Annotated in this window: 17 protein-coding genes; 4 read left to right on the forward strand and 13 right to left on the reverse strand. The window is 63.5% G+C overall.

The genetic code is table 11. The features are described 5' to 3' along the window. Nucleotides 1-373 precede the first annotated feature (373 nt). Nucleotides 374-3,781 (reverse strand): mechanosensitive ion channel domain-containing protein, encoded by a 3,408-nt coding sequence (locus SAJA_RS10235; RefSeq protein ID WP_245963292.1) that lies wholly within the window; start codon nt 3,779-3,781, stop codon nt 374-376. Between the two features lie 348 nt (nt 3,782-4,129). On the opposite strand from SAJA_RS10235, the gene SAJA_RS10240 reads away from it, so the two are divergent. After that, nucleotides 4,130-4,798, forward strand: coding sequence for a TetR family transcriptional regulator (locus SAJA_RS10240; protein ID WP_123658582.1), 669 nt, complete (start codon nt 4,130-4,132; stop codon nt 4,796-4,798). Here SAJA_RS10240 and SAJA_RS10245 read toward each other — a convergent pair. Together SAJA_RS10245 and cysI are read right to left on the reverse strand one after the other, a co-directional pair. Beyond that, nucleotides 4,771-5,415, reverse strand: coding sequence for a DUF2059 domain-containing protein (locus tag SAJA_RS10245; protein ID WP_123658583.1), 645 nt, complete (start codon nt 5,413-5,415; stop codon nt 4,771-4,773). The two genes, SAJA_RS10240 and SAJA_RS10245, sit on opposite strands and share 28 nt — an antisense overlap. Beyond that, nucleotides 5,384-7,147 (reverse strand): assimilatory sulfite reductase (NADPH) hemoprotein subunit, encoded by a 1,764-nt coding sequence (gene cysI, locus SAJA_RS10250; RefSeq protein WP_123658584.1) that lies wholly within the window; start codon nt 7,145-7,147, stop codon nt 5,384-5,386. The genes SAJA_RS10245 and cysI overlap by 32 nt, the downstream gene beginning before the upstream one ends. On the opposite strand from cysI, the gene SAJA_RS10255 reads away from it, so the two are divergent. Next, complete coding sequence (locus SAJA_RS10255; protein WP_123658585.1) at nt 7,146-7,469, forward strand: hypothetical protein; 324 nt, start codon at nt 7,146-7,148, stop codon at nt 7,467-7,469. The two genes, cysI and SAJA_RS10255, sit on opposite strands and share 2 nt — an antisense overlap. Here the strand turns inward: SAJA_RS10255 and SAJA_RS10260 are convergent. Next, entirely contained in the window at nt 7,466-9,325 is a 1,860-nt protein-coding gene (locus SAJA_RS10260; protein WP_123658586.1) for an assimilatory sulfite reductase (NADPH) flavoprotein subunit, read from the reverse strand. The two genes, SAJA_RS10255 and SAJA_RS10260, sit on opposite strands and share 4 nt — an antisense overlap. Nucleotides 9,326-9,528: 203 nt before the next feature. Here SAJA_RS10260 and SAJA_RS10265 point away from each other — a divergent pair, with 203 nt between their 5' ends. Together SAJA_RS10265 and SAJA_RS10270 are read left to right on the forward strand one after the other, a co-directional pair. Beyond that, nucleotides 9,529-10,137: a transglycosylase SLT domain-containing protein gene (locus SAJA_RS10265; RefSeq protein ID WP_123658587.1), complete on the forward strand. Its 609-nt coding sequence runs from the start codon at nt 9,529-9,531 to the stop codon at nt 10,135-10,137. A 62-nt stretch (nt 10,138-10,199) separates the two neighbouring features. Next, a complete protein-coding gene (locus SAJA_RS10270) occupies nt 10,200-10,535 on the forward strand; it encodes a YqcC family protein (RefSeq protein WP_123658588.1) in 336 nt (111 codons plus the stop codon). Nucleotides 10,536-10,817: 282 nt separating this feature from the next. Here the strand turns inward: SAJA_RS10270 and cyoE are convergent, their stop codons facing one another. Genes cyoE through bioF form a run of 9 tightly spaced genes read right to left on the reverse strand, consistent with a single transcriptional unit; the run spans nt 10,818 to nt 19,504 of the window. Next, the gene (gene cyoE / locus SAJA_RS10275; protein ID WP_123658589.1) at nt 10,818-11,738 is read right to left on the reverse strand and encodes a heme o synthase; all 921 of its coding nucleotides are present in this window, start codon (nt 11,736-11,738) and stop codon (nt 10,818-10,820) included. Further along, nucleotides 11,731-12,732, reverse strand: coding sequence for a COX15/CtaA family protein (locus tag SAJA_RS10280; RefSeq protein ID WP_123658590.1), 1,002 nt, complete (start codon nt 12,730-12,732; stop codon nt 11,731-11,733). Before SAJA_RS10280 ends, cyoE begins: the two co-directional genes overlap by 8 nt. Before the next feature lie 14 nt (nt 12,733-12,746). Further along, on the reverse strand, nt 12,747-13,298 hold the full coding sequence (locus SAJA_RS10285; protein ID WP_123658591.1) for an FAD-dependent oxidoreductase: 552 nt from the start codon (nt 13,296-13,298) through the stop codon (nt 12,747-12,749). A 14-nt stretch (nt 13,299-13,312) separates the two neighbouring features. Beyond that, a complete protein-coding gene (locus tag SAJA_RS10290; protein ID WP_123658592.1) occupies nt 13,313-14,077 on the reverse strand; it encodes an SURF1 family protein in 765 nt (254 codons plus the stop codon). Between the two features lie 7 nt (nt 14,078-14,084). After that, the gene (locus SAJA_RS10295; protein WP_123658593.1) at nt 14,085-15,659 is read right to left on the reverse strand and encodes a cytochrome c oxidase subunit I; all 1,575 of its coding nucleotides are present in this window, start codon (nt 15,657-15,659) and stop codon (nt 14,085-14,087) included. Then, nucleotides 15,656-16,855: a cytochrome c oxidase subunit II gene (gene coxB, locus SAJA_RS10300; protein ID WP_221180213.1), complete on the reverse strand. Its 1,200-nt coding sequence runs from the start codon at nt 16,853-16,855 to the stop codon at nt 15,656-15,658. The genes SAJA_RS10295 and coxB overlap by 4 nt, the downstream gene beginning before the upstream one ends. Then, complete coding sequence (gene bioD, locus SAJA_RS10305; protein ID WP_123658594.1) at nt 16,852-17,514, reverse strand: dethiobiotin synthase; 663 nt, start codon at nt 17,512-17,514, stop codon at nt 16,852-16,854. The genes coxB and bioD overlap by 4 nt, the downstream gene beginning before the upstream one ends. Next, nucleotides 17,511-18,308: a pimeloyl-ACP methyl ester esterase BioH gene (gene bioH / locus SAJA_RS10310; protein ID WP_123658595.1), complete on the reverse strand. Its 798-nt coding sequence runs from the start codon at nt 18,306-18,308 to the stop codon at nt 17,511-17,513. Before bioH ends, bioD begins: the two co-directional genes overlap by 4 nt. Continuing rightward, the gene (bioF, locus tag SAJA_RS10315; RefSeq protein WP_245963290.1) at nt 18,296-19,504 is read right to left on the reverse strand and encodes an 8-amino-7-oxononanoate synthase; all 1,209 of its coding nucleotides are present in this window, start codon (nt 19,502-19,504) and stop codon (nt 18,296-18,298) included. Before bioF ends, bioH begins: the two co-directional genes overlap by 13 nt. Between the last annotated feature and the right edge of the window lie 3 nt (nt 19,505-19,507).

Genomic DNA, 19,507 nt, shown 5'->3' on the forward strand with positions numbered 1-19,507 from the left:
TAGTCTGCGGGTGTGCGTCTGTATTCATTCGCGTTTATTTGCGTTTATCTGCGTTCATTTGCGGACGATTTTTTTGAAATAGCCACCAAACCCGCTACGAGCGTCACGGCCGCGTGTGGCCGCGACATGCGCGTCATTAGGATCGGCGTTTCATCTGTGTCCATCGGCGGATAAAACCGTCTGTATCCAGCCGTATTTATTCGTGGTCATTCGCCAACGGTGTCAAAAGAAACGATCTCGTGGCATGGGCCGTGCTCAAGGCTTTCTTTCAATCTGTGAAATCTGCGTAATCTGCGGATTATCTTGTCTTCCATTCGCGCTCATGGGCGTCCATTCGCGGACTATTCTGCCGACAGCAACGCCATCAAGCCGGCTACGAGCGTGATGGCAGAGCCGGCGTCTCGTCGCCGTCGGGCTTGTCGCTCGGGCGGCGAAAGACTTCGCCAATCGAGTCGTCCATCGAGCGCAGGTGCAGGTCATGCTGCGGGTAGACGATCTTGATGCCGTTGGCCTTGAACGCGTCGTGCACGCGGCGATAGATGGCGTGTTGCAGCGGCAGCAAGTAGTAGAGATCGTGATAGAACACGCGTGCTTCGTAGATGATCGCGCTGTCGTCGTAGCCCACCATGAACACCGAGGGCGGCGGATTGTCGAGTGCCACCGGCTCGGCGTCGACGGCTTCGTGCACCAGCCGCTCGACCAGATCGCCATCGGTATCAAGCGCCACACAGAATCGCAGGATCAGGCGGGTGATGTCGTCGGTCAGCGTCCAGTTGATCACGGTTTCGGTGATGAACGTCTGGTTCGGGATCACGACTTCTTTGTTATCCCAGTCGGTGATCGTGGTGGCTCGGATACGAATACGCGATACGGTGCCGGTGAGCGCGCCCACGGTAACCGTATCCCCCACGCGTACCGGGCGCTCGAACAGGATCAGAATGCCCGAGATGAAGTTGGCAAAGATCTGTTGCAGACCGAAACCCAGACCCACACCGATCGCGGCCACCAGCCACTGGATCGATGACCAGCGCAGCCCGATCAGGTTGACCGCAACCAGCATCCCGATGATCACGATCGCGTACTGAAACAGCGTTGCCATGGCATAGCGGCTGCCGGCATCGAGCGAGAGTCGCCGCAGCACGGTGATTTCCAGAAAGCCCGGCAGGTTGCGCCCGGCCAGCGTGGTCACAACGCCCACCGCGATTGCCAGCAGCAGCGCCCCCAGCGTGACGTTGGAGATCTCTTTCTGGCCGTCGACCTGGCTGGTGATCTGCCATAGATTGATATTGTCCAGTAGCTGCAGGGCCGGCAGCGTGCCCGACCAGACCAGCCACAGCCCGGTGGCAATGGATAACGTGATCACCATCTTGATCAAGCCGCGCGTCTGTTCGCTGATCTGGACCAGGTCGATCTCCAGGCCTTCCAGCGTCTCCGGCGTGCTGTCACCGGAGACGGCGGCGGCCTCGCGCGAGGCCCGGGCCTCGCGGGCCTCCTCGCGGCGCTTGAGCGCGCGTGACAGGGCGATACGCCGCTCGGCGACCGTCAGCCAGCGCACGATCAGGCTGTAGAGAATCACCGCCCCGCCCAACAGTGCGGCCGAGTAGAAGAACCGACTCTGAAGCTGAAGCGCGGTGTAGTAATAGCCCCGCGCAGCCATGCCCGATAGCGCCAATGGGATCGCCGTAGCCACAGGCAACCAGAAATAGCCCAGACGCCAGTTACCGTCCTCGTGATCGGTCATCACGTCCGAAAGCACACCCGTGATCGGATGCAGAACCCGCCAGGCAAATATCGCGATCGAAAACTCACCGAGCATGAACGCAGCGCGACCGATCGTTTCGCGTTTGGTGTCGTCGTCGAATGCTTCGGTCATCGAGATCACGATGATCGGCACGATCAGCGCCAGCGAGAGCGCCCGCAGATCCCGGTGCAGATTGCGCCGTGCCTTGTCCGACCAACGGAAATGCGCCTCGGCCAGACCGTTGGCCCGAACAACCTGCGTGAACGGCTCGATGAACAGCGCCAGCATGCCAAGCTGAAACACCGCGCTGCCCGCGGCCTTGGCAAACGGCGTGGCCCCGGGGGCATGCTGGGTGAGATAACCGATCGACAACGGCAACAGGATTGTTGGCAGCGCCAGTAAAAGCGTAGCCAGCAGCGCGCGCAGCGTCAGGGCGACGGAATCGTGGCTGACGTTGCCAACCGGCTCGGCGAGCACGGCCAGGCGCCGCTTGAACAAGCCCCGCATGCCCATCAACGCGCCGATCACGAGGATCGCCAGCCCGGCCCGAAACGGCTTGGCCACGATGCCGCCCACGAACGCCGTCAACGCCTCACGCCAGGATCGCGGATCGAGCAGCCAGGGGATGTCCTCGGCCAAACGGGCCGGCCAGTCCAGCCAGATACCGTGAAATGACGGCAGCCAGAACAGACGTTCGTCCAGCAGTCGATTGAACGAGCCCAAGGTGTCGTTGTAGTGCCGCGTCAGACTGCGCACATCGCGCCCGACGTCGACATACCGGCCCTCGGCATCGATCAGACGATCGATGATGGCCCGGCGTTGATCCAGCAGATTGATCAGCGACTCGCGCTGGCCGGCACTCAGTGTAATGCCGGCGTTCTGCGCGATCCGCTCGGCCATCATGGCCGGGTTATCCAACTCCGCGCGGGTCTGTTGGAGCTGGAACCGGTCAAGCTCGGCGGTAGAGACATCCGGCAGGCCGTTGAGCGTGTCGCTGGTAAGAAACGACAGCGAGGGCGTGGCCAGACGCCGACGCTGGTTACGTAGCACATCCCCCAGGGCCACCGAGCCGCCGCCGATCTCGAGCTGTCGCTGAACGAGATTGAGCCGGCGCTCCAGGCTGTCTACCTGGGCCCGCTGCTCGGCCTGGCGCTGTGACAGGGTCTGCGTGTCTTCAGTGATATCCGCCAGCTCATAGGTCAGCTCGACGTTCTTCTGTGCGACCTCACTGATCGGCGCCAGGGCCGTACGCAGCTCGCTGAGCTTGTCTTCGCTGGCGTCACGCAGTGTCTCGGCCGAGGCGATCTGTGCTCGCGAGAGCGCGGTCTGGGCCGCGGCAAGCGCCTCGTTGAGTCGCGCGACCTGGGTTTCGGCCAACGAGCGTTTGACCTCGAGCAAACGCTCCTGCGCATCCAGCCCGGACAGCTCCTGCTGCAGGCGCTCGATCTCGGCGTTCAACGCATCGCGGCGTGCAGCCACGAGCGTGCTTTGCGCGCGTGCCCGCACCCCGCTGGCATCGCCCAGATCCACACTATTGCTGCCGGCCAGGTTCTGCAGCGCGTTGCGTGCATCGGCCAGCTGTGCGCGCAGCTGCTCCGGGCGCTGGGCCGCGCGTGTGAGCTTGTCTCGGGCATCGGCCAGGCGGGCCTGGGCATCGGTCAGACGTGTGCGTGTCTGTTCGACACGCTGGGTCAGCGCATCCAGCGACTGATCGGCAAGCTCATCGATGGTGGGCACGCTGGGCACATTGCGCAGCTCGGCCCGGACTGACTCGATATCCTCGGGGATCTGTTTCTGCGATGCCGCAAGATCAGCGGCCTGCTGACGATCGGCCTCGGCTGCCTGCAGTGCCGCCAACGCTTTCTGATAGGTCTCTACCGCCTGGGCCTGGCGTACCTCATCCACGTCCCGGCGTGCCTTCAGGCTCTCAATCTGGTCTTTCAGCCGCGAGATCTGCTGGCTGACGTTCGTCTCCGCGCCGTCAACGCCGCTCTGCCCCAGAGCCGGTGAAAACGAGACCGCCAGGCACCACAGACACATCACCACGACAGCGTGTCGAAGCAGGCCGGGCGATACCGCGAACGCTTTGTTCGATGAGCGTGACGATTTCACAGATGACAACACATCGATCCAAGGCTGGAATGGTCGCATTCGGGACCGGCCCCGAACGAACGTTGAAAGCGGCCGCACGGCCTATGCCCGCTTGATGGCGCTTGCCCGGCCACTGCAGGCGTCTACGCATCCTAGATACTCATGCGTACAAGCGCCAGATCGTCGCCGATGAAGACGTTGTAGTCGCGCGATCGACATAGCACAATTTAGCTCGGTGGCGCGCCGTGCGCCGCTCGCTCGTTTTTTGTATTCGCACCGGCCGTCATCCTAACGCTCATGTCTGACCCGCTATCTCGCACGTCACCGCCGCGCGGCCAGACACGGGCCGCGCTCATGCAGGCGGCCCTGGAAATGGTGGCCTCGGAGTCGAATTTTTCGGCGCTTTCGCTACGTCGTGTCACGCGCCAGGCGGGTGTCGTGCCGACCGCGTTCTATCGTCATTTCCGCGATATGGACGATCTGGGCATTACCCTGGTTGATGAAACATTTGCCGAATTACGCGCGGTGCTGGCGGCCGTGGATCTGCCGTCGTTGTCGATCGACGGCCTGATCCAGCACTGTATCGGCCTGTTTGCTTTTCATGTCTGCGAGCGGCGTCTGTTGTTTCAGTTTCTGGTTCGCGAGCGCTATGCCGGCAGTGCCGCGCTACGCGATGCCATTCAGACCAATCTGGCCGCGCTGAACGGTCAGCTCACGCACGATCTGTCGCAGCTGGACGCTTATTCGGCGGTCGATAACGCCGACCTCGCGCTCGTGGCTGATCTCGTGGTCAACACCGTGATCGCCACGGCCGAACGTATCCTCGACGTGGCCCGCGCCGATGCCCCGGTCGACACGGTCGTCAGTGAGGCCGAACGCCAGCTGCGGCTGATCTTTCTCGGCCTGTCGCAGTGGCCGACAAGCCGGCCGCAGACAAGCTACTCGGCGGGCGCAGGCGCCGGGTAGTCGTCGTTTGCCGGTGCCGGCTCGGCCGCCAATGACGCCGCCGATGCCCCGTTCATGCGTGCGCGCACGCGCGAGACGATCTCGGGCACCAACGACATGCCCCACTGCTGGCCCAGATCCAGCGATTCGGTAAGAAGCTCCGGCGAGATACGCACGAGCTTCTGGCCGAGCGGCGACTCATAGAAATTCACCAGCTGGTTGAGCTCGATCAGGTTGAAGTGTTTTTCATAAATCGGCGCCAATACCGAGTACAGCGCGTCGCCGTCGGCAATACGCTCGGAGACGACGGCCCGGGTCTGCTCGGTGACGATGTTCATGGTCTCAGGGCCCAGCGTGCCGCCCAGCAGCGACATCGCGCCTTCCACGCGGCCAATGAACTGATCGGTGAACACGTTGCGAAGCTGGGTGACGTCGGTGAGTTTCACCAGCTCGCGCACCGCCGCATCGGCCTGCTCATAATCCAGGCCGGCCGGGCTATTCAGGCGGTTTGGCGCGGCCTCGGGGCTCGGGCTGGTCTGGGCCAGCCCGGCCACCGGCATGACAGCGATCAGGGCGATCGCTGCCCGTGTCTTGATACTCAGCCGATCACGCGGCTTCTGCCGATCCGGTGTTTTCATGGAAGTCTTTACCCTCGACGGTGGCTGCGATGACGCCGGTGCGCACGACGAAATCGCCGAAGTGCTCACCGTCCTCGCGTTCGGCCGACCAGCGCTGAATCAGCGGCGTGAGTTCGGCCAGGATTTCTGCTTCGCCGATATTCTCGCGATAAAGCTTATTCAAACGTGAACCGTCGAAGGCCGCACCCAGATACAGGTTGTACTTGCCGGGTGCTTTGCCCACGAAACCGATCTCCCCGAGAAACGGCCGGGCACAGCCGTTGGGGCAGCCGGTCATGCGGATGACGATACGCTCGTCACCGATATCGGCCTTATCCATGATGTCCTCGAGCTTGCCGATCAGCTCGGGCAGGTAGCGCTCGGATTCGGCCATGGCCAGCGCACAGGTCGGGAACGCCACACACGACATCGAGGCATGGCGCAACGCGCTGTTGCGCTTGGTCTTGCCATCGTCCAGGCCGTAATGATCGATCACGCCCTCGACATCGGCGCGGTCGGCATCGGCGATACCCGAGATGATGACGTTGTGATTGCCGGTCAGGCGGATCGTGCCTTTATGGATCTTGGCGATCTCGCGCAGCGCGGTCATCAGCTTGTAATTGGCCGGGCCCTGATACTGGCCGTGATGGGCCAGCCCGTTCTCGTCGAAATCCGCGATACGCCCGTTTTCGATGAACAGCGTCACGTGCCAGTTGCCGGCGTCATCCTGGAACCAACCGATCGGATCACCGTTGCGCTCGAAGTGGTAGTCACGCGTGGGCTCAAGCTTGATCCCGGCGCGCTCATCGAGCTGCTCATGGATGAAGCCGATGCCGTTATCGTCGATGGTGTACTTGAAACGCGCGTGCTTGCGGTTCTCGCGATCACCGTAATCGCGCTGGATGGTCACCAGTGTCTCGACCGTTTCCAGCGTCTTGTCCAGACCCACGAAGCCGATGACGCTACCCAGGCGCGGATAAGTGGCCGGCTCGCCGTGGGTGCTGCCCATGCCGCCGCCGATGGCGACGTTATAGCCCACGAGCGCATCGTTCTCGACGACCGCGATCAGGCCGATATCGTTGGCGAAGACGTCGACATCGTTTTCCGGTGGTACGGCGATGGCGATCTTGAACTTGCGCGGCAGATAGGTCGCCCCGTAAATCGGCTCGACGTCGGTCTCGCCGCTGGGCGCCTGCTGGAGAAAGATCTCTTCGTAGGCCTTGGATTTCCAGGCCAGATGCTCGGAGAGCTTGATCGACCAGTCATGGATCTCGGCGTGCACGGCTGATTTTTCCGGAAACGCCGAGGCCATGACGTTACGGTTGACGTCGCCACAGGCCCCACGGGCGTCCACGCCCACCTTGTAAGCATCCTGAAGCAGCGGGCGCAGGTCGCGTTTGGCCACATGGTGATACTGAAAGGTCTGGCGCGTGGTCAGGCGCAGCGTGCCGTTGGCGTACTCGTGCGCCAGGCGGTCGATCTCGAGATACTGCTCGCCGGTGACCACGCCGGCCGGCAGGCGCAGGCGCAGCATGAACTGATAATGCGGCTCCAGCTTCGAGGCCTTGCGCTCGGCGCGCAGATCACGATCGTCCTGCTGATAGAACCCGAAGAACTTCGTGAGCTGGGTATCATCCTCAGCGATCGAGCCGGTCAACTCGTCGGCCAGCCCCTCGGCGATCGTCCCGCGCAGGAAATTGCTGCGGGTCTTGATGTGCTCGACGGGCGAGAGATTCTTTTCCGTGGTGCTCATGGGATCACCTGATGATGACGACAGCGCTGAGATGGTCGGTCAGCGCTTTGATTTTGATTGTTCGCGAATTGTTCTGGTCCGCGAATACAAGCGAATGAATACAGATATTTATCCGCAGATTACGCAGATTGCACAGCTTGAAAGAGCAGATAAAACGAACACCTGGTCCGCTTCAGCGCCACTGCGACAGCAAGCCTGCTGTACCGCCTTAGTAATCTGCGTCATCTGTGTAATCTGCGGATTGTCTTTTCTTTATTCGCGTTTATTTGCGGACGATATGTCTTGTACGAGTTGCACAGCTGCGACGATGCCAAGCCGCTAATAGACATCGCGCTGGTAGCGTTTTTCTTTCTGCAGGTTCTTCAAGTAGCCGGCAGCGTCTTCGGCGTTGATGCCGGCCTGCTCACCGATCACGTCCAGCAGTGCGTCGTGGACGTCGGCGGCCATGGCGTTGGCATCGCCGCAGACATAGACCGTGGCACCGTCCTCGATCCATTGATAGACCTCGGCGCCGGCTTCACGGATCTTGTCCTGGACATAGATCTTGTCGGCCTGGTCGCGCGAGAAGGCCACGTCCATGCGTGTGAGCAGGCCCTCTTCGCGCCAGCGCAGCCAGTCGGTCTGGTAATAGAAGTCGGTGCGGAAATGCTGGGCACCGAAGAACACCCAGTTCTTGCCCTCGGCCCCGCGCTCTTCGCGTTCCTCGACAAAGGCCCGGAACGGCGCGATACCGGTGCCCGGACCGATCATGATGATCGGGGCCGAATCGTCCGTCGGCAGCTTGAAGTTCTTGTTGTGATCGATATAGATCGGCAGGTTCGTGTCTTCGCTGCGATCGGCCAGCTGGGCCGAGGCCACACCGTGACGCTTGCGCCCGTGGGTTTCATAGCGCACGGCCGCCACGGTGAGATGGATCTCGTCCGGGTTGGCCGCATGGCTTGAGGCGATCGAGTACAGCCGCGGTGGCAGCTTGCGCAGCAGGCGCACGAAATCGGCACCCGCCATGCCCTCGATCGGATAATCCTCCACCAGATCGATGATGAAACGCCCGTCGATGTATTCGGCCAGCTGTTCACGAGCATCCTCGGCCAGCAACGCGTTCAATTCATCGTTGGCGGCCCGCTCGGCGTATTTTTCGATGAACGGGCGCGTCAGCGTGGTGATCTCGTATTGATGGGTCAGTGCGTGCTCGAGCGAGACCTCACCGTCGATACCGGTGACTTCGTCATCAGCCGCCGCACCGAGCGCGCCGATCAGCTCGGCGACCACGTCGGGATCGTTGGCCGGGATGATGCCCAGCGAATCGCCCGGCTCCCAGGTCAGGCCGGAGTCTTCGGTGTCCAGCTCGATGTGATGGACCTCCTTGTCCGAGCCACGCCCGTTCATCACCACGTTGGTCAGCACCTCCGCGGCGAACGGATTCTTGCGGCTATAGCTGGCCGGTGCTTGTGCGCCGGCCGGCTGGGCACTGGCCCCGGGCATCGGCGTGACGTTGGCATGAGCCTGGCCCGCGCCCGTGGCCTCCTTGAACTTGGCGATAACGTCATCGATCCAGGACTCGACCCGATCGTCGAAATCCACGTCCAGATCGACGCGATCAACCACGCGGTTGGCGCCGAGCTTTTCGAACTGGGCATCGAAATCCTTGCCGGTCTGGCAGAACTGCTCGTAGCTGGTATCGCCAAAGGCCAATACCGAGAAGTTCATGCCTTCAAGCTTGGGCGCTTTCTTGCCGTGGACGAACTCGTGAAGCTCTTCGGCGTTGTCCGGCGGGTCGCCCTCGCCGTGGGTCGAGACCAGCACCACGACATTCTTTTCTTTCTTCAGATCGCGCGGCTTGTAGTCGAGCATATCCACGGCGTTGGCCGTCAGGCCATCGGCATTGGCCCGCTCGGCCAGCTGCTCGGCCACATCCTCGGCGTTACCGGTCTGCGAGCCATAGAGGATCGTCAACGGCTCGGCGGGGGCGCTCTGAGCAGCCGGAGCAGCTGCGGCGGCCGGTTGCGCGGCTGGAGCTTGGGCCGTCGCGCCGAGCGCGCCCTGGGCATTCAGACCGGACAGATAACCACTGAGCCACGTTGCCTGACTCGCGCTCAGGGTTTGCAGCAGGCCGCTTAGCTGAGCGGCCTGCTGGGCATCCAGCGGGCTGGAGTGTTCGTCGACAAAAAGAGTACTCATGAACCGGTCCGGCAACAAAAACCAAGGGCGCGCGACGGATGAGGCTAGCGCGCACACAACCTAATTAAAACCTATATTTTTTTCTTTTTATATTTCCAAAAGGAATCAAAACGACAAGAGCTGTCGGCTTCGGGCGCGGATTATAGCGTGTCATCCAGCCATGTCGCGCCGTGTTCGAACACACGGGCTGTTATCTTTGGTCTATGCGTGCGTTCGTACTCGTTCTATTGCCCTGTGTGTTGCTGGCCGGCTGTATCACGGCCCCGCCCAACAACCCGTCGAATCTGTGCAGTATCTTTCGTGAAAAAGGCGGCTGGTACGACGATGCCAGGGACGCCCAGCAACGCTGGGGCGCGCCGATCCCGGTACAGATGTCGATCATCTACCAGGAATCGCAGTTCAAGGGCGATGCCGCCCCGCCACGCAACAAGCTGTTCTGGGTGATCCCGTGGACCCGCATCAGCTCGGCCTACGGCTATTCACAGGCGCTGGATTCAACCTGGGGCGCTTACAAGGACGATGCCGGGCACCCGTTTGCCGATCGCGACGATTTCGGCGATGCCGCCGATTTCGTGGGCTGGTACGTCGACCAGAGCCACAGGATTCTGGGTATTTCCAAGGCCGATGCCTATAGCCAGTATCTGGCCTATTATCTCGGCCAGGGGGGCTACCGGCAGGGGCTGTATCGCAGCAAGCCCTGGCTGCGACGCACCGCCAGCCGCGTGGCCAGCCGCTCCAATACCTACGACGCCCAGCTATCGAGTTGCCGGGCCGAGCTCGAACGCGGCGGGCACTGGTGGTGGCCGTTCTGACGATTGCATCCGGTGGATATGGCCACATGCTAGTCGGCCAAAGCCATCCACACGCCCCGCCCATGACCGACAGCCAGACGCTGCATCGAGCCGCCGACTGCGTGCTTCAGGTTGAACACAACCTGCGCACCGCTGACCTGTGGCAGGCCGACGTGCCCTCACCCGCGGCCATGGCCAGCCGCACGCCGTTCTGTGCCGACACGCTCACCTTTGTCCAGTGGCTGCAGTTCATTTTCGTACCGCGCATGCGCGAACTGATCGAAGCCGGCGGCCCGTTGCCCGGCGCCTCCGCCATCGCCGTCATGGCCGAGGTCAAACTCGATACCGACCAGGCCGATCAAGCCCGCATCGTGGCTGCTCTGGCCGACTTCGACGCTCTCATTGGCGTGTCGCAGTAGTGAGCCCTTGGCAGGATGTGTCTTTTAAATAGTCCGCGAATGAACGCGAGTACGCGCGAATGAAAAGAAGATAATCCGCAGATTACACAGATGACGCAGATTGACTAAGCGATGCGTCGAACGCGGTGTCGTCGCGACGTTAAAGCTGATTCAAGACTTGTTTTATTCGTCTTTTAATCTGTGAAATCTGCGTCATCTGCGGATAAGCGTCTGTATTCATTTGCGCTTATTGGCGTTCATTTGCGGACGGGAAAGAGAACCCTTCTCTCACCCAAACAAAGCCTAGAACGACTGCAGGCCGGTAGCGATGAGCGGCACGTAGTGGTCGACCAGAAGTGCCGTGAACAGCAGCATGAGATAGACGATCGAGTAGCCGAACATCTTCATGCCCAGGCCCGGCCTGGCCCACCATTTCAGACGCACGGCATAGACCAGGAACCAGCCCGAGAGCACGACAGCGCTGGCCAGATACAGCAGCCCCGACAGGCCCGAGAAATACGGCAGCAGCGATACACCGAACATGATCACGGTATAAATGAGCACCTGGGTCTTGGTGTGCTCGATGCCGTGGGTCACGGGCAGCATGGGAATATCGACCTCGGCGTATTCCTTGGCCCGATCAATGGCCAGCGCCCAGAAATGCGGCGGGGTCCAGATGAAGATGATCAGGAACAGGATCAGCGCATCAATCGAGACCTCGTTGGTCACCGCCGTCCAGCCCAGAATTGGCGGCGCGGCCCCCGCGGCCCCGCCGATGACGATGTTCTGCGGCGTGGCGCGCTTGAGATACATCGTATAGATGCCGGCATAGCCGATCAGCGCAAACAGCGTCAGCCAGGCGGTCAAGGCGTTGACGAAGACCAGCAGGATCGCCATGCCGAGCGCCCCGATCGCGAAGGCGAAGATCGCGGACTGGCGCGTATCCAGATGCCCGGTCACCAGCGGGCGCTTGCGGGTGCGTTGCATGCGCGAGTCGGCCTGGACATCGATCATCTGGTTGACCGCAGCCGCCGAGGCCGACATCAGCCCGATACCCAGCGTGCCGAACACCAGCGCCGAGATCGGCACCATGGTGGGCACGGCCAGAAACATGCCCACCATGGCGGTGAACACGATCAGGAGCACCACGCGCGGCTTGCACAGCTCGTAGTAATCGTTGAGCCGCTGGCTCAGCGTGGCGCTGGCAGAAGTGGCGCTATCCATGACGAGCACTCCAGGCAGCGTGATTGATCGCCACCAAGGTTAACAACAACACAGCCGCCCCGCCGTTGTGGCCGACGGCGACATAAAGCGGAAGATGAAAGACCACGGTCGAGATGCCCAGCGTGATCTGCAGGGCCACAGCCGCCAGTAGCGCCCCACCAAGCCCGGCCCAGCGGCCATCCGTGCGCGAGGCCATGAACAGGCGAATCGCCAGAATCAGCATGGTGAGGGCCACCACGCAGGCACCCAGACGATGCACCCAGTGGATGGTCTGGCGCGGCACGCTCGACAGGATCCCGTATTCATAATTGATGCCCAGGCCGTGCCAGAGCGTGAACGCGGTCTCGAAATCGGTCTGTGGCCACCACTGGGCCTGACACGTCGGAAAATCCGGACAGGCCAGCGCGGCATAGTTGGTGGAGGTCCAGGCGCCGAGGAAGATCTGGCACACCAACACCACAAGCCCGATGCCCGCCAATAGGCGCAGACTGGTCAACCCCGACACCGGCCAACGCCACATCAACGGGCCCTGTCGGAACAGACACCAACCGAGCAGCGCCAGAATCGTCATTCCGCCAAGCAGATGCGCGGTCACGATCAGCGGCTTGAGCAATAACGTGACCGTCCACATGCCAAGCAGCGCCTGAAACGCCACTACGCCAACGGCCACCCAAGGCAATACCCGCTGCTGGTGCGGGTTGCCCGTGCGCCGGATCGCCAGCAGGGCCAGCAGCAGAATCACCAGCCCCAGCGTGCCGGCGAAATAGCGATGGATCATCTCGCGCCAGGCTTTGCCGGTCTCCACGGCCTGGCCGAACGCGGCGTCGGCCGTGTTCTTGGCGGCCTGTGATGTCGGCACGTCCAGATGGCCATAACACCCGGGCCAGTCCGGGCAGCCCAGCCCGGCATCCGACAATCGCGTATAGGCACCGAGCATGATCACGGCCAGCGTGAGCACCACGGCAAACAGATTGAGATAGAAACGTGTCGACATGTCGGTGGTTTCGCTTAAGGCTGCCCGGACAAGGCCAGCAGCCGTTTGAGGTCTCGATGCAACGCATCGGCGCCAATCGACGGCGGATAGAAAGCCATCCAGCGCGCCTCGGGATCGATCAGGTAGATCGTGCCCGGCACGTCGGCATGGCGTGACGCGAATAGCCGCTGCCAATCTTCTACTTTCGTACGATAGACAGTGACATCGGGTTGCAGTCCGCTGACCGCAGCGCCCGGCGTATTATCGCCCACGATAAGGGCCTGACGCACGCGCGCGGCATCGACGTGCAGCAACCCGCGCACGGCGCGGCCCGCCGCCAATCGTTGTCGACACGCCGCCTGGCAGCCGTCGGCGGCGATCTGAAGCAGCGTCCAACGGCCCTGAAAGACGTCGGCGCGCATCGCCGGGTGAGCGGTATCGCCCGCCGTGATCGTCGACAGCGCGACGATCGGTCGCACCAGGCTGCCGACGGCAGCGTCGCCGTTTCCGCGCCAACCGATGCCGTAATAGAGCCCGTAGGCCGCCATCAACGGCAGGGCAAAGAGCACGAGCAGCCCGGCCAGCATCGCCCGGCCGCGATTCATCGTCGATCGCGTTTGAGGTTCACGCCAATCACGATGCCCACCGCAATCAGGGCCATCAGAAACCACTGCGAGGCATAGATATAGTGTCCGGTGGGCCCCATGCCCACGCGGTCGGTGTCCCAGTCACGCACGAACCCGCCACGCGCCTCGGGCGATAACAACAACAGGCCGTTGACCACCGGCGTGTCGTATTGACAGGCCACGGTATCGCCAGTGGGGTAATTCAGTGCCCGGGGCCAGCCGGTCTTGTCACAGACCGTGCGCGAGCCCAGACGCAGCCCCGGCTCGGGATACGGACGCCAGAACCCCTGAATCTCGACCGGGCCCGTCGGTGCGCCCGGATCGGGCGGCCCGGCATCAGGATCAGACGGTTTCTCGACCCAGCCACGATCGACCATCAACCTAAGCCCAGCGGCCGTGACCAGCGGTGTCCACACGCGATAGCCGGTCTTGGTGCCCTCAACCTGGTTGGCCAGAAGCACTTGATGTGCCGTGTCGTAGTGGCCGCGCAGGATATAGCGATAGCCATAGGTCAGCCCGCCGGACTGGCCGTCGAGCGCCGCGCGGGTGATCGTGACCCGTTGTGGCCCGGCCGCCTGGGCTGCCTGTTGGGCGGCAAGAATACGTGCCTTGGTATGGGCGCGCTCGATCTGCCAAAGCCCGAGCGCGGACAGGATCACCACGCCGATTGCGGCCAACAGGATCGCCCACCAGGGCGGGGCCAGGCGAAAATGGCCGAGCTGTAGTCCGCGTCGTTTCATCGATCGATCAATCCGGTTTGGCGAGTTCGCATGCCTCGACCCTGGGCGGGGTCGCAAACGTGTCGTGCGGCCAGGGCGAGGCCACGATCCATTCCAGCCCGCGCGCCCCTTCCCAGGGCCGAGCGCTTGCCGGCGCGCCGCGACGCACAAGCGAGCGCGCCATATTGAACACGAAGATCAGTTGCCCCGCGAAGAACAGCCCGGCCGCAATCGAGATCATCTGGTTGAAGTCGGTGAACTGGGTCGAGTAGTCGGCGATGCGGCGCGGCATGCCGGCCAGACCCAGGAAATGCATGGGAAAGAACAACACGTTGATCGTGACCACACTCCACCAGAAATGGATCTGGCCAAGCGTTTCCGAATACATCACCCCGGTCCACTTGGGCATCCAGTAATACAGAGCCGCCATCATCGCGAAGAGCGAACCCGGCACCAGTACATAGTGAAAATGCGCGACCACGAAATACGTGTCGTGATACTGGAAATCGACCGGGGCCAGCGAGGACATCAGCCCGGAAAAGCCGCCGATCATGAACATCACCACAAAGGCCGTGGCAAACAGCATCGGCGTTTCGAAGGTCATGGCCCCGCGCCACATGGTGGCCACCCAGTTGAAGACCTTCACCCCCGTGGGCACCGAGATGATCATGGTCGAGAACATGAAGAACATCTCGGCGGCCAGGGGCTGGCCGGTCGTGAACATATGATGCGACCACACGATGAAGCTGAGCAGCCCGATTGAGAGCGTGGCATAGACCATCGAGGTGTAACCGAACAGCCGCTTGCGGGCAAAGCTGGGAATGATGGTCGAGACCAGCCCGAAGGCCGGCAGCACCATGATATAGACCTCCGGGTGGCCGAAGGTCCAGAACAGATGCTGATAGAGCAAGGCACTGCCGTCCGGCCCGCCGAAAAAGCCCGTGCCCAGATAGCGATCCGCGCCCAGCATGAGCATGGTGCCCGCCAGCACCGGCATCACCGCCATGATCAGAAATGCCGTCACCACCCAGGTCCAGGCGAACAGCGGCATGCGCAGCATCGCCATGCCCGGCGCGCGTCTGGCCACGATCGTGGCCAGGATATTGGCCGACGACAAGAACCCGCTAACCGTGGTCAAGCAGACGGCGGCGATGAATACGGGAAGCGCCGGCCCGGTCTGCATGATCAGCGGCGGATACATCGTCCAGCCGGTCTGTGGTGCGCCGCCGATGAACGGCGTGACGAGCAGCGCGGCAAACGCCACCGGCAGCATCCAGAACACCGGCCCGCTGGCCCGCCGGGCCCACAGGCCGCCCGCGCCGAGCATCACCGGCAGCATCATGTTGGCGAAGCCCACAAATGCCGCCATGATGCCGCCGAAGATCATGATCAGGCCGTGTAGCGTGACGATCTGGTTATACACCGCCGGGTCGACGACCTGAATCCCCGGAGCGAACAGCTCACTGCGGATGACCAGCGACAGGCTCGAGCCCACCAGAAACATGCTGGCTGCCAACACGAGATAAGCCGTACCCGCATCCTTGTGATTGGCCAGCCACAGCCAACGACGCCAGCCGTCAGCCGGATACGCGCTGCCCTTCATCGCAGATCCTCGACTTGTTTCGGGCTGGCCTCGTCACCCACGGCATTGCCCAGGGCGTTGCGTTCATAGGTGACCACGGCCGCTATTTCGGCGTCGGTGAGCTGGCCGCCGAAGGCCGGCATGGCGTTCTTGCCGTAGATGACCTGATCGATATGATCCGCGATCGGCCCGGTGGCGACATCGCTGCCGGTCAGCGCGGGATACCCGGCTGCGGCCAGGCCCGAGCCGTCGCGTTGATGACAGGCCGAACACAGCCCGTTATAGACATGCTTGCCCAGCGTCATCGCCTCGTCGCGCGACAGCGTGTCGCGTGCGGCCAGCGCATCAAAATCGGCCGGGGCCGCGGGCGCATCCGGCAGGTCGTCCGCCGCCGGGCCGCGGCCGCCCCGAGCTTTCAGCCAGGCCAGATAATCGGCCTTGGAGACCACTTTCACCACGATCGGCATGAAGGCATGGCCGCGCCCGCAAAGCTCGGCGCACTGGCCGCGATACGTGCCGATCTTATCGGCGGTGAACCATTTCTTGTTGATGCGCCCGGGAATGGCGTCCTTCTTGCCGCCGAGCGCGGGCACCCACCAGGAATGGATCACGTCGGCCGAGGTGATCGACAACCCGATCTTGGCATGCACCGGCACGACCAGCGGGTTGTCGACATCGCGCAGATAATGCGCCACGTCCTGGGGGCGCGTGCCGTCCACGCCGAGCTCGGCCCGGCGGCTATCGGCCGCCAGCCGGCTATAGAAATGCACGCCGGCATCCGGGTAGCGATATTCCCAGAGCCACTGATGACCGGTGATTTCGATATGCACGTCGGCCGCGTCGGTGTCATAAAGACTCACCAGCGTACTGGCCGCCGGAATCGCGATCGCGGCCAGCACGATGAACGGCAACACCGTCCAGGCGATCTCGATACCGATCGATTCATGAAACTCGGCCGGCCTCACCCCACGCGATTTGCGATGACGGGCGATCGACCAGCCCATGACCGCCACCACGCCGATGGCGATCGTCGCGCAGATGATCAGCATGGCCGTATGCAGATCCCAGACCTGATGCGTCATCGCCGTCGCACCCGGCGACAGATTCATCTGCCATTCCGCATACGCCGCCGGGCTTGCGGCCAGCCCCATGACCAGGCCCATGACCAGGCCCGCGATGAGTCCTGCCCGCGACACACCCGATCCGCGCGGTCTCATATCAGCGTGCGACAGATATCCAGCGCCAGATCGGGCGCTGGATCGATAGGCACGGTCGCACAACATGGCACAGGCATACGCGTATTCAGCGTGGCCAGATTCTCGGCCAGCCGCGGCTGTTCGGGCGGCAGCGTATTGGCCACCCAGCCGGCCAGGCGCGTGTCGGCGGCGATCGCGCGGGCCGCCAGCAGCGCATGATTCACACAGCCCAGGCGCATGCCCACGACCAGCAATACCGGCCAACGATTGGCCGCCACCCAGCTCGCAAAATCAAGCGACTCGGACAGCGGCACCTGCCAGCCGCCCGCGCCTTCCACGATCACCCAGTCAGCACGGGCGGCCAGCGCACGGTGCCCGGCGTCGAGCGCTTCAGCGGTGACCGTCACCCCGGCCTCGGCGGCGGCGATATGCGGGGCAATGGCCGGCTCGAAGACGAACGGGTTGATGGCCGCATACTCAAAACCCGGCGAGCCGGCCGCCTGGAGTGCCAGCGCATCCGCGTTGACCAGCTGCCCGCCCTGCCAGGCGGCCCCGCTGGCCACCGGCTTGTAGCCGACCGCGGTTTCACCGGCGGCCACCAGGGCCCGCAGCAGCGCACAGGCGATACGGGTCTTGCCGATCTCGGTGTCGGTACCGGTCACGAACAGGGTGCGGGTCATGAACGGCGCTCACAGCGGCCGATGAACGCAGCAAGCCCCGCGGCGAAACGCTCGGTCTCGCTCAAGAAGGGCGCATGGGCGGCCCGATCATAAATCTCGAGCTCGGCATCGGGCATGGCAGCCGCCATCCAGCGCATGGCCTCGGGATGCGCCAGCCGGTCGAGGCGCCCGCCAACCAGCCAAGCGCCAGACGTGATCTGCGACAAGCCGGCCCGCAGGTCAGCCTGCTGGATGATATCCAGGCCGTGCGCCAGGCCCTGCGGCGTGGGCGGTGCGGCCGCCAGATCATCGATCACACGATCCAGCATGGCCCGGCCCGCGCTCGAGCCCCGCAGATTAAGCCGCAGAAACTGGGACACCGTCGCCACATAATCCTGATCCAGCCCGGCGCGCGTGGCCGCGATCGTCTCCGGGGCCAGCCCGTAGGACCAGTCATCCGTCTGGTGCAGACACGGCGTGGAAGCAGCCAGAACCAGGCCGGCCACGCGCTCGGGAAAACGCTGGGCCACGGCCGTGGCGACCAGTCCGCCCAACGACCAGCCCAGCCATACCGCCGGCGTCTCGATCTCGGCAACGACCGCGTCCGCCCAGGCGTCGAGCCCCGCCACATCGACGTCGGCGCTTTCCCCGTGGCCCGGCAGATCGATGCAATGACACCGCAGACCGGGCGCCAGACGCTCGACCAGCGGTGAAAAGATACGCGACGACAGGCCCCAGCCGTGCAACAGCACGAGATCGGGACCACCGGCTGAGGCCTGGCCGCTGCGATGCGCCGCCAGCCTCACGACGCGCATCGGCCCGTATCGGCTCGTGGCTGGGCCTGCCAGGCCTGAATCAACGCATCACACAGCCCGTCGACCTGCGCCGCGCTGTGGGCCGCCGTGAGCGTGACCCGCAGGCGCGATGTGCCCGGGGCGACCGTGGGCGGGCGAATCGCCCCCACCAGATACCCGTGTCTGGCTAGGGCGTCGCTCAGGGCCAATGCCGCGCGCTCATCCCCCACGATCACCGGCTGGATCGGGCTATCCGAGGCAGCCAGGGGCACCTCGGCCGCGGCCAGGCGCGCCCGGAACCGGGCGATCAGCCCATGCACGTGCGCGCGCCGGTCATCGCCGGCACGTGCCAGCGACAAGCCGCAGCGCGCCGCGGCCGCCACGGCCGGCGGCATGGCGGTGGAAAAGATCAGCGAGCGGGCTTTCTGCAGGATCAGCTCAATCACCTCGGCATCACCGGCCACGAACGCCCCGGCGGCCCCCACCGATTTGCCCAGTGTGCCTGTCAACACCGGCACTCGATCAGCACCCAGGTCGGCTTCGGCCACCCGGCCAGCGCCCTGCGGGCCGAACAGGCCCAGGCCATGGGCATCGTCAACCATAAGCCAGGCATCATGCGTATCTGCCAGATCGGCGAGCCCAGTCAGCGGCGCGGTATCGCCGTCCATGGAAAACACGCTATCGGTGACCAGCAGCCTGTTGCCCCGCGCCTGATCCAGCCCGCCAAGACAAGCCGCGGCGTCCTCTACATCGGCGTGGGCATAGATATGTTTGGCGGCCCCCGACAGGCGCGCGCCATCGATCAACGAGGCATGGTTACGCGCATCGGCCACCACGTGATCGGCCTTGCCCACGAGTGCCGTGATCGCGCCGAGATTGGCCGCGTACCCGGTCGAGAACACGAGCGCCGCCTCGCGCCCCAGCCAGTCGGCCAGATCGGCCTCCAGGCCGGCGTGCTCACTGTTATGACCGGTAACCATCTGCGAGGCCGCACTGCCGGTGCCGACACGACGGGCGGCATCCCCCATGGCCGCGGCCAGTCGCGGGTCGGTGGCCAGCCCCAGATAATCGTTATTACAGAAATTGACGTAGGCCGTGCCGTCGGCCGCCAGATCAGACCCGTGCGGGCCATCAATCACCCGCCGCCGGCGCCGACGGCCGGCGGCATCGATGCGGGCCAGCCCGGCCCGGGCGTGGGCCTTGAGCGAGGCCGACACGTC

Source organism: Salinisphaera japonica YTM-1 (assembly GCF_003788585.1).
In the GTDB taxonomy this organism is placed as follows: domain Bacteria; phylum Pseudomonadota; class Gammaproteobacteria; order Nevskiales; family Salinisphaeraceae; genus Salinisphaera; species Salinisphaera japonica.

Bases quoted from the DNA above. Each gene is read 5' to 3' on its own strand.
- SAJA_RS10235 (WP_245963292.1), bottom strand. From the start codon at position 3,781: ATGTGTCTGTGGTGCCTGGCGGTCTCGTTTTCACCGGCTCTGGGGCAG.
- SAJA_RS10240 (WP_123658582.1), top strand. From the start codon at position 4,130: ATGTCTGACCCGCTATCTCGCACGTCACCGCCGCGCGGCCAGACACGG.
- SAJA_RS10245 (WP_123658583.1), bottom strand. From the start codon at position 5,415: ATGAAAACACCGGATCGGCAGAAGCCGCGTGATCGGCTGAGTATCAAG.
- SAJA_RS10255 (WP_123658585.1), top strand. From the start codon at position 7,146: ATGGGATCACCTGATGATGACGACAGCGCTGAGATGGTCGGTCAGCGC.
- cysI (WP_123658584.1), bottom strand. From the start codon at position 7,147: ATGAGCACCACGGAAAAGAATCTCTCGCCCGTCGAGCACATCAAGACC.
- SAJA_RS10260 (WP_123658586.1), bottom strand. From the start codon at position 9,325: ATGAGTACTCTTTTTGTCGACGAACACTCCAGCCCGCTGGATGCCCAG.
- SAJA_RS10265 (WP_123658587.1), top strand. From the start codon at position 9,529: ATGCGTGCGTTCGTACTCGTTCTATTGCCCTGTGTGTTGCTGGCCGGC.
- SAJA_RS10270 (WP_123658588.1), top strand. From the start codon at position 10,200: ATGACCGACAGCCAGACGCTGCATCGAGCCGCCGACTGCGTGCTTCAG.
- cyoE (WP_123658589.1), bottom strand. From the start codon at position 11,738: ATGGATAGCGCCACTTCTGCCAGCGCCACGCTGAGCCAGCGGCTCAAC.
- SAJA_RS10280 (WP_123658590.1), bottom strand. From the start codon at position 12,732: ATGTCGACACGTTTCTATCTCAATCTGTTTGCCGTGGTGCTCACGCTG.
- SAJA_RS10285 (WP_123658591.1), bottom strand. From the start codon at position 13,298: ATGCTGGCCGGGCTGCTCGTGCTCTTTGCCCTGCCGTTGATGGCGGCC.
- SAJA_RS10290 (WP_123658592.1), bottom strand. From the start codon at position 14,077: ATGAAACGACGCGGACTACAGCTCGGCCATTTTCGCCTGGCCCCGCCC.
- SAJA_RS10295 (WP_123658593.1), bottom strand. From the start codon at position 15,659: ATGAAGGGCAGCGCGTATCCGGCTGACGGCTGGCGTCGTTGGCTGTGG.
- coxB (WP_221180213.1), bottom strand. From the start codon at position 16,855: ATGAGACCGCGCGGATCGGGTGTGTCGCGGGCAGGACTCATCGCGGGC.
- bioD (WP_123658594.1), bottom strand. From the start codon at position 17,514: ATGACCCGCACCCTGTTCGTGACCGGTACCGACACCGAGATCGGCAAG.
- bioH (WP_123658595.1), bottom strand. From the start codon at position 18,308: ATGCGCGTCGTGAGGCTGGCGGCGCATCGCAGCGGCCAGGCCTCAGCC.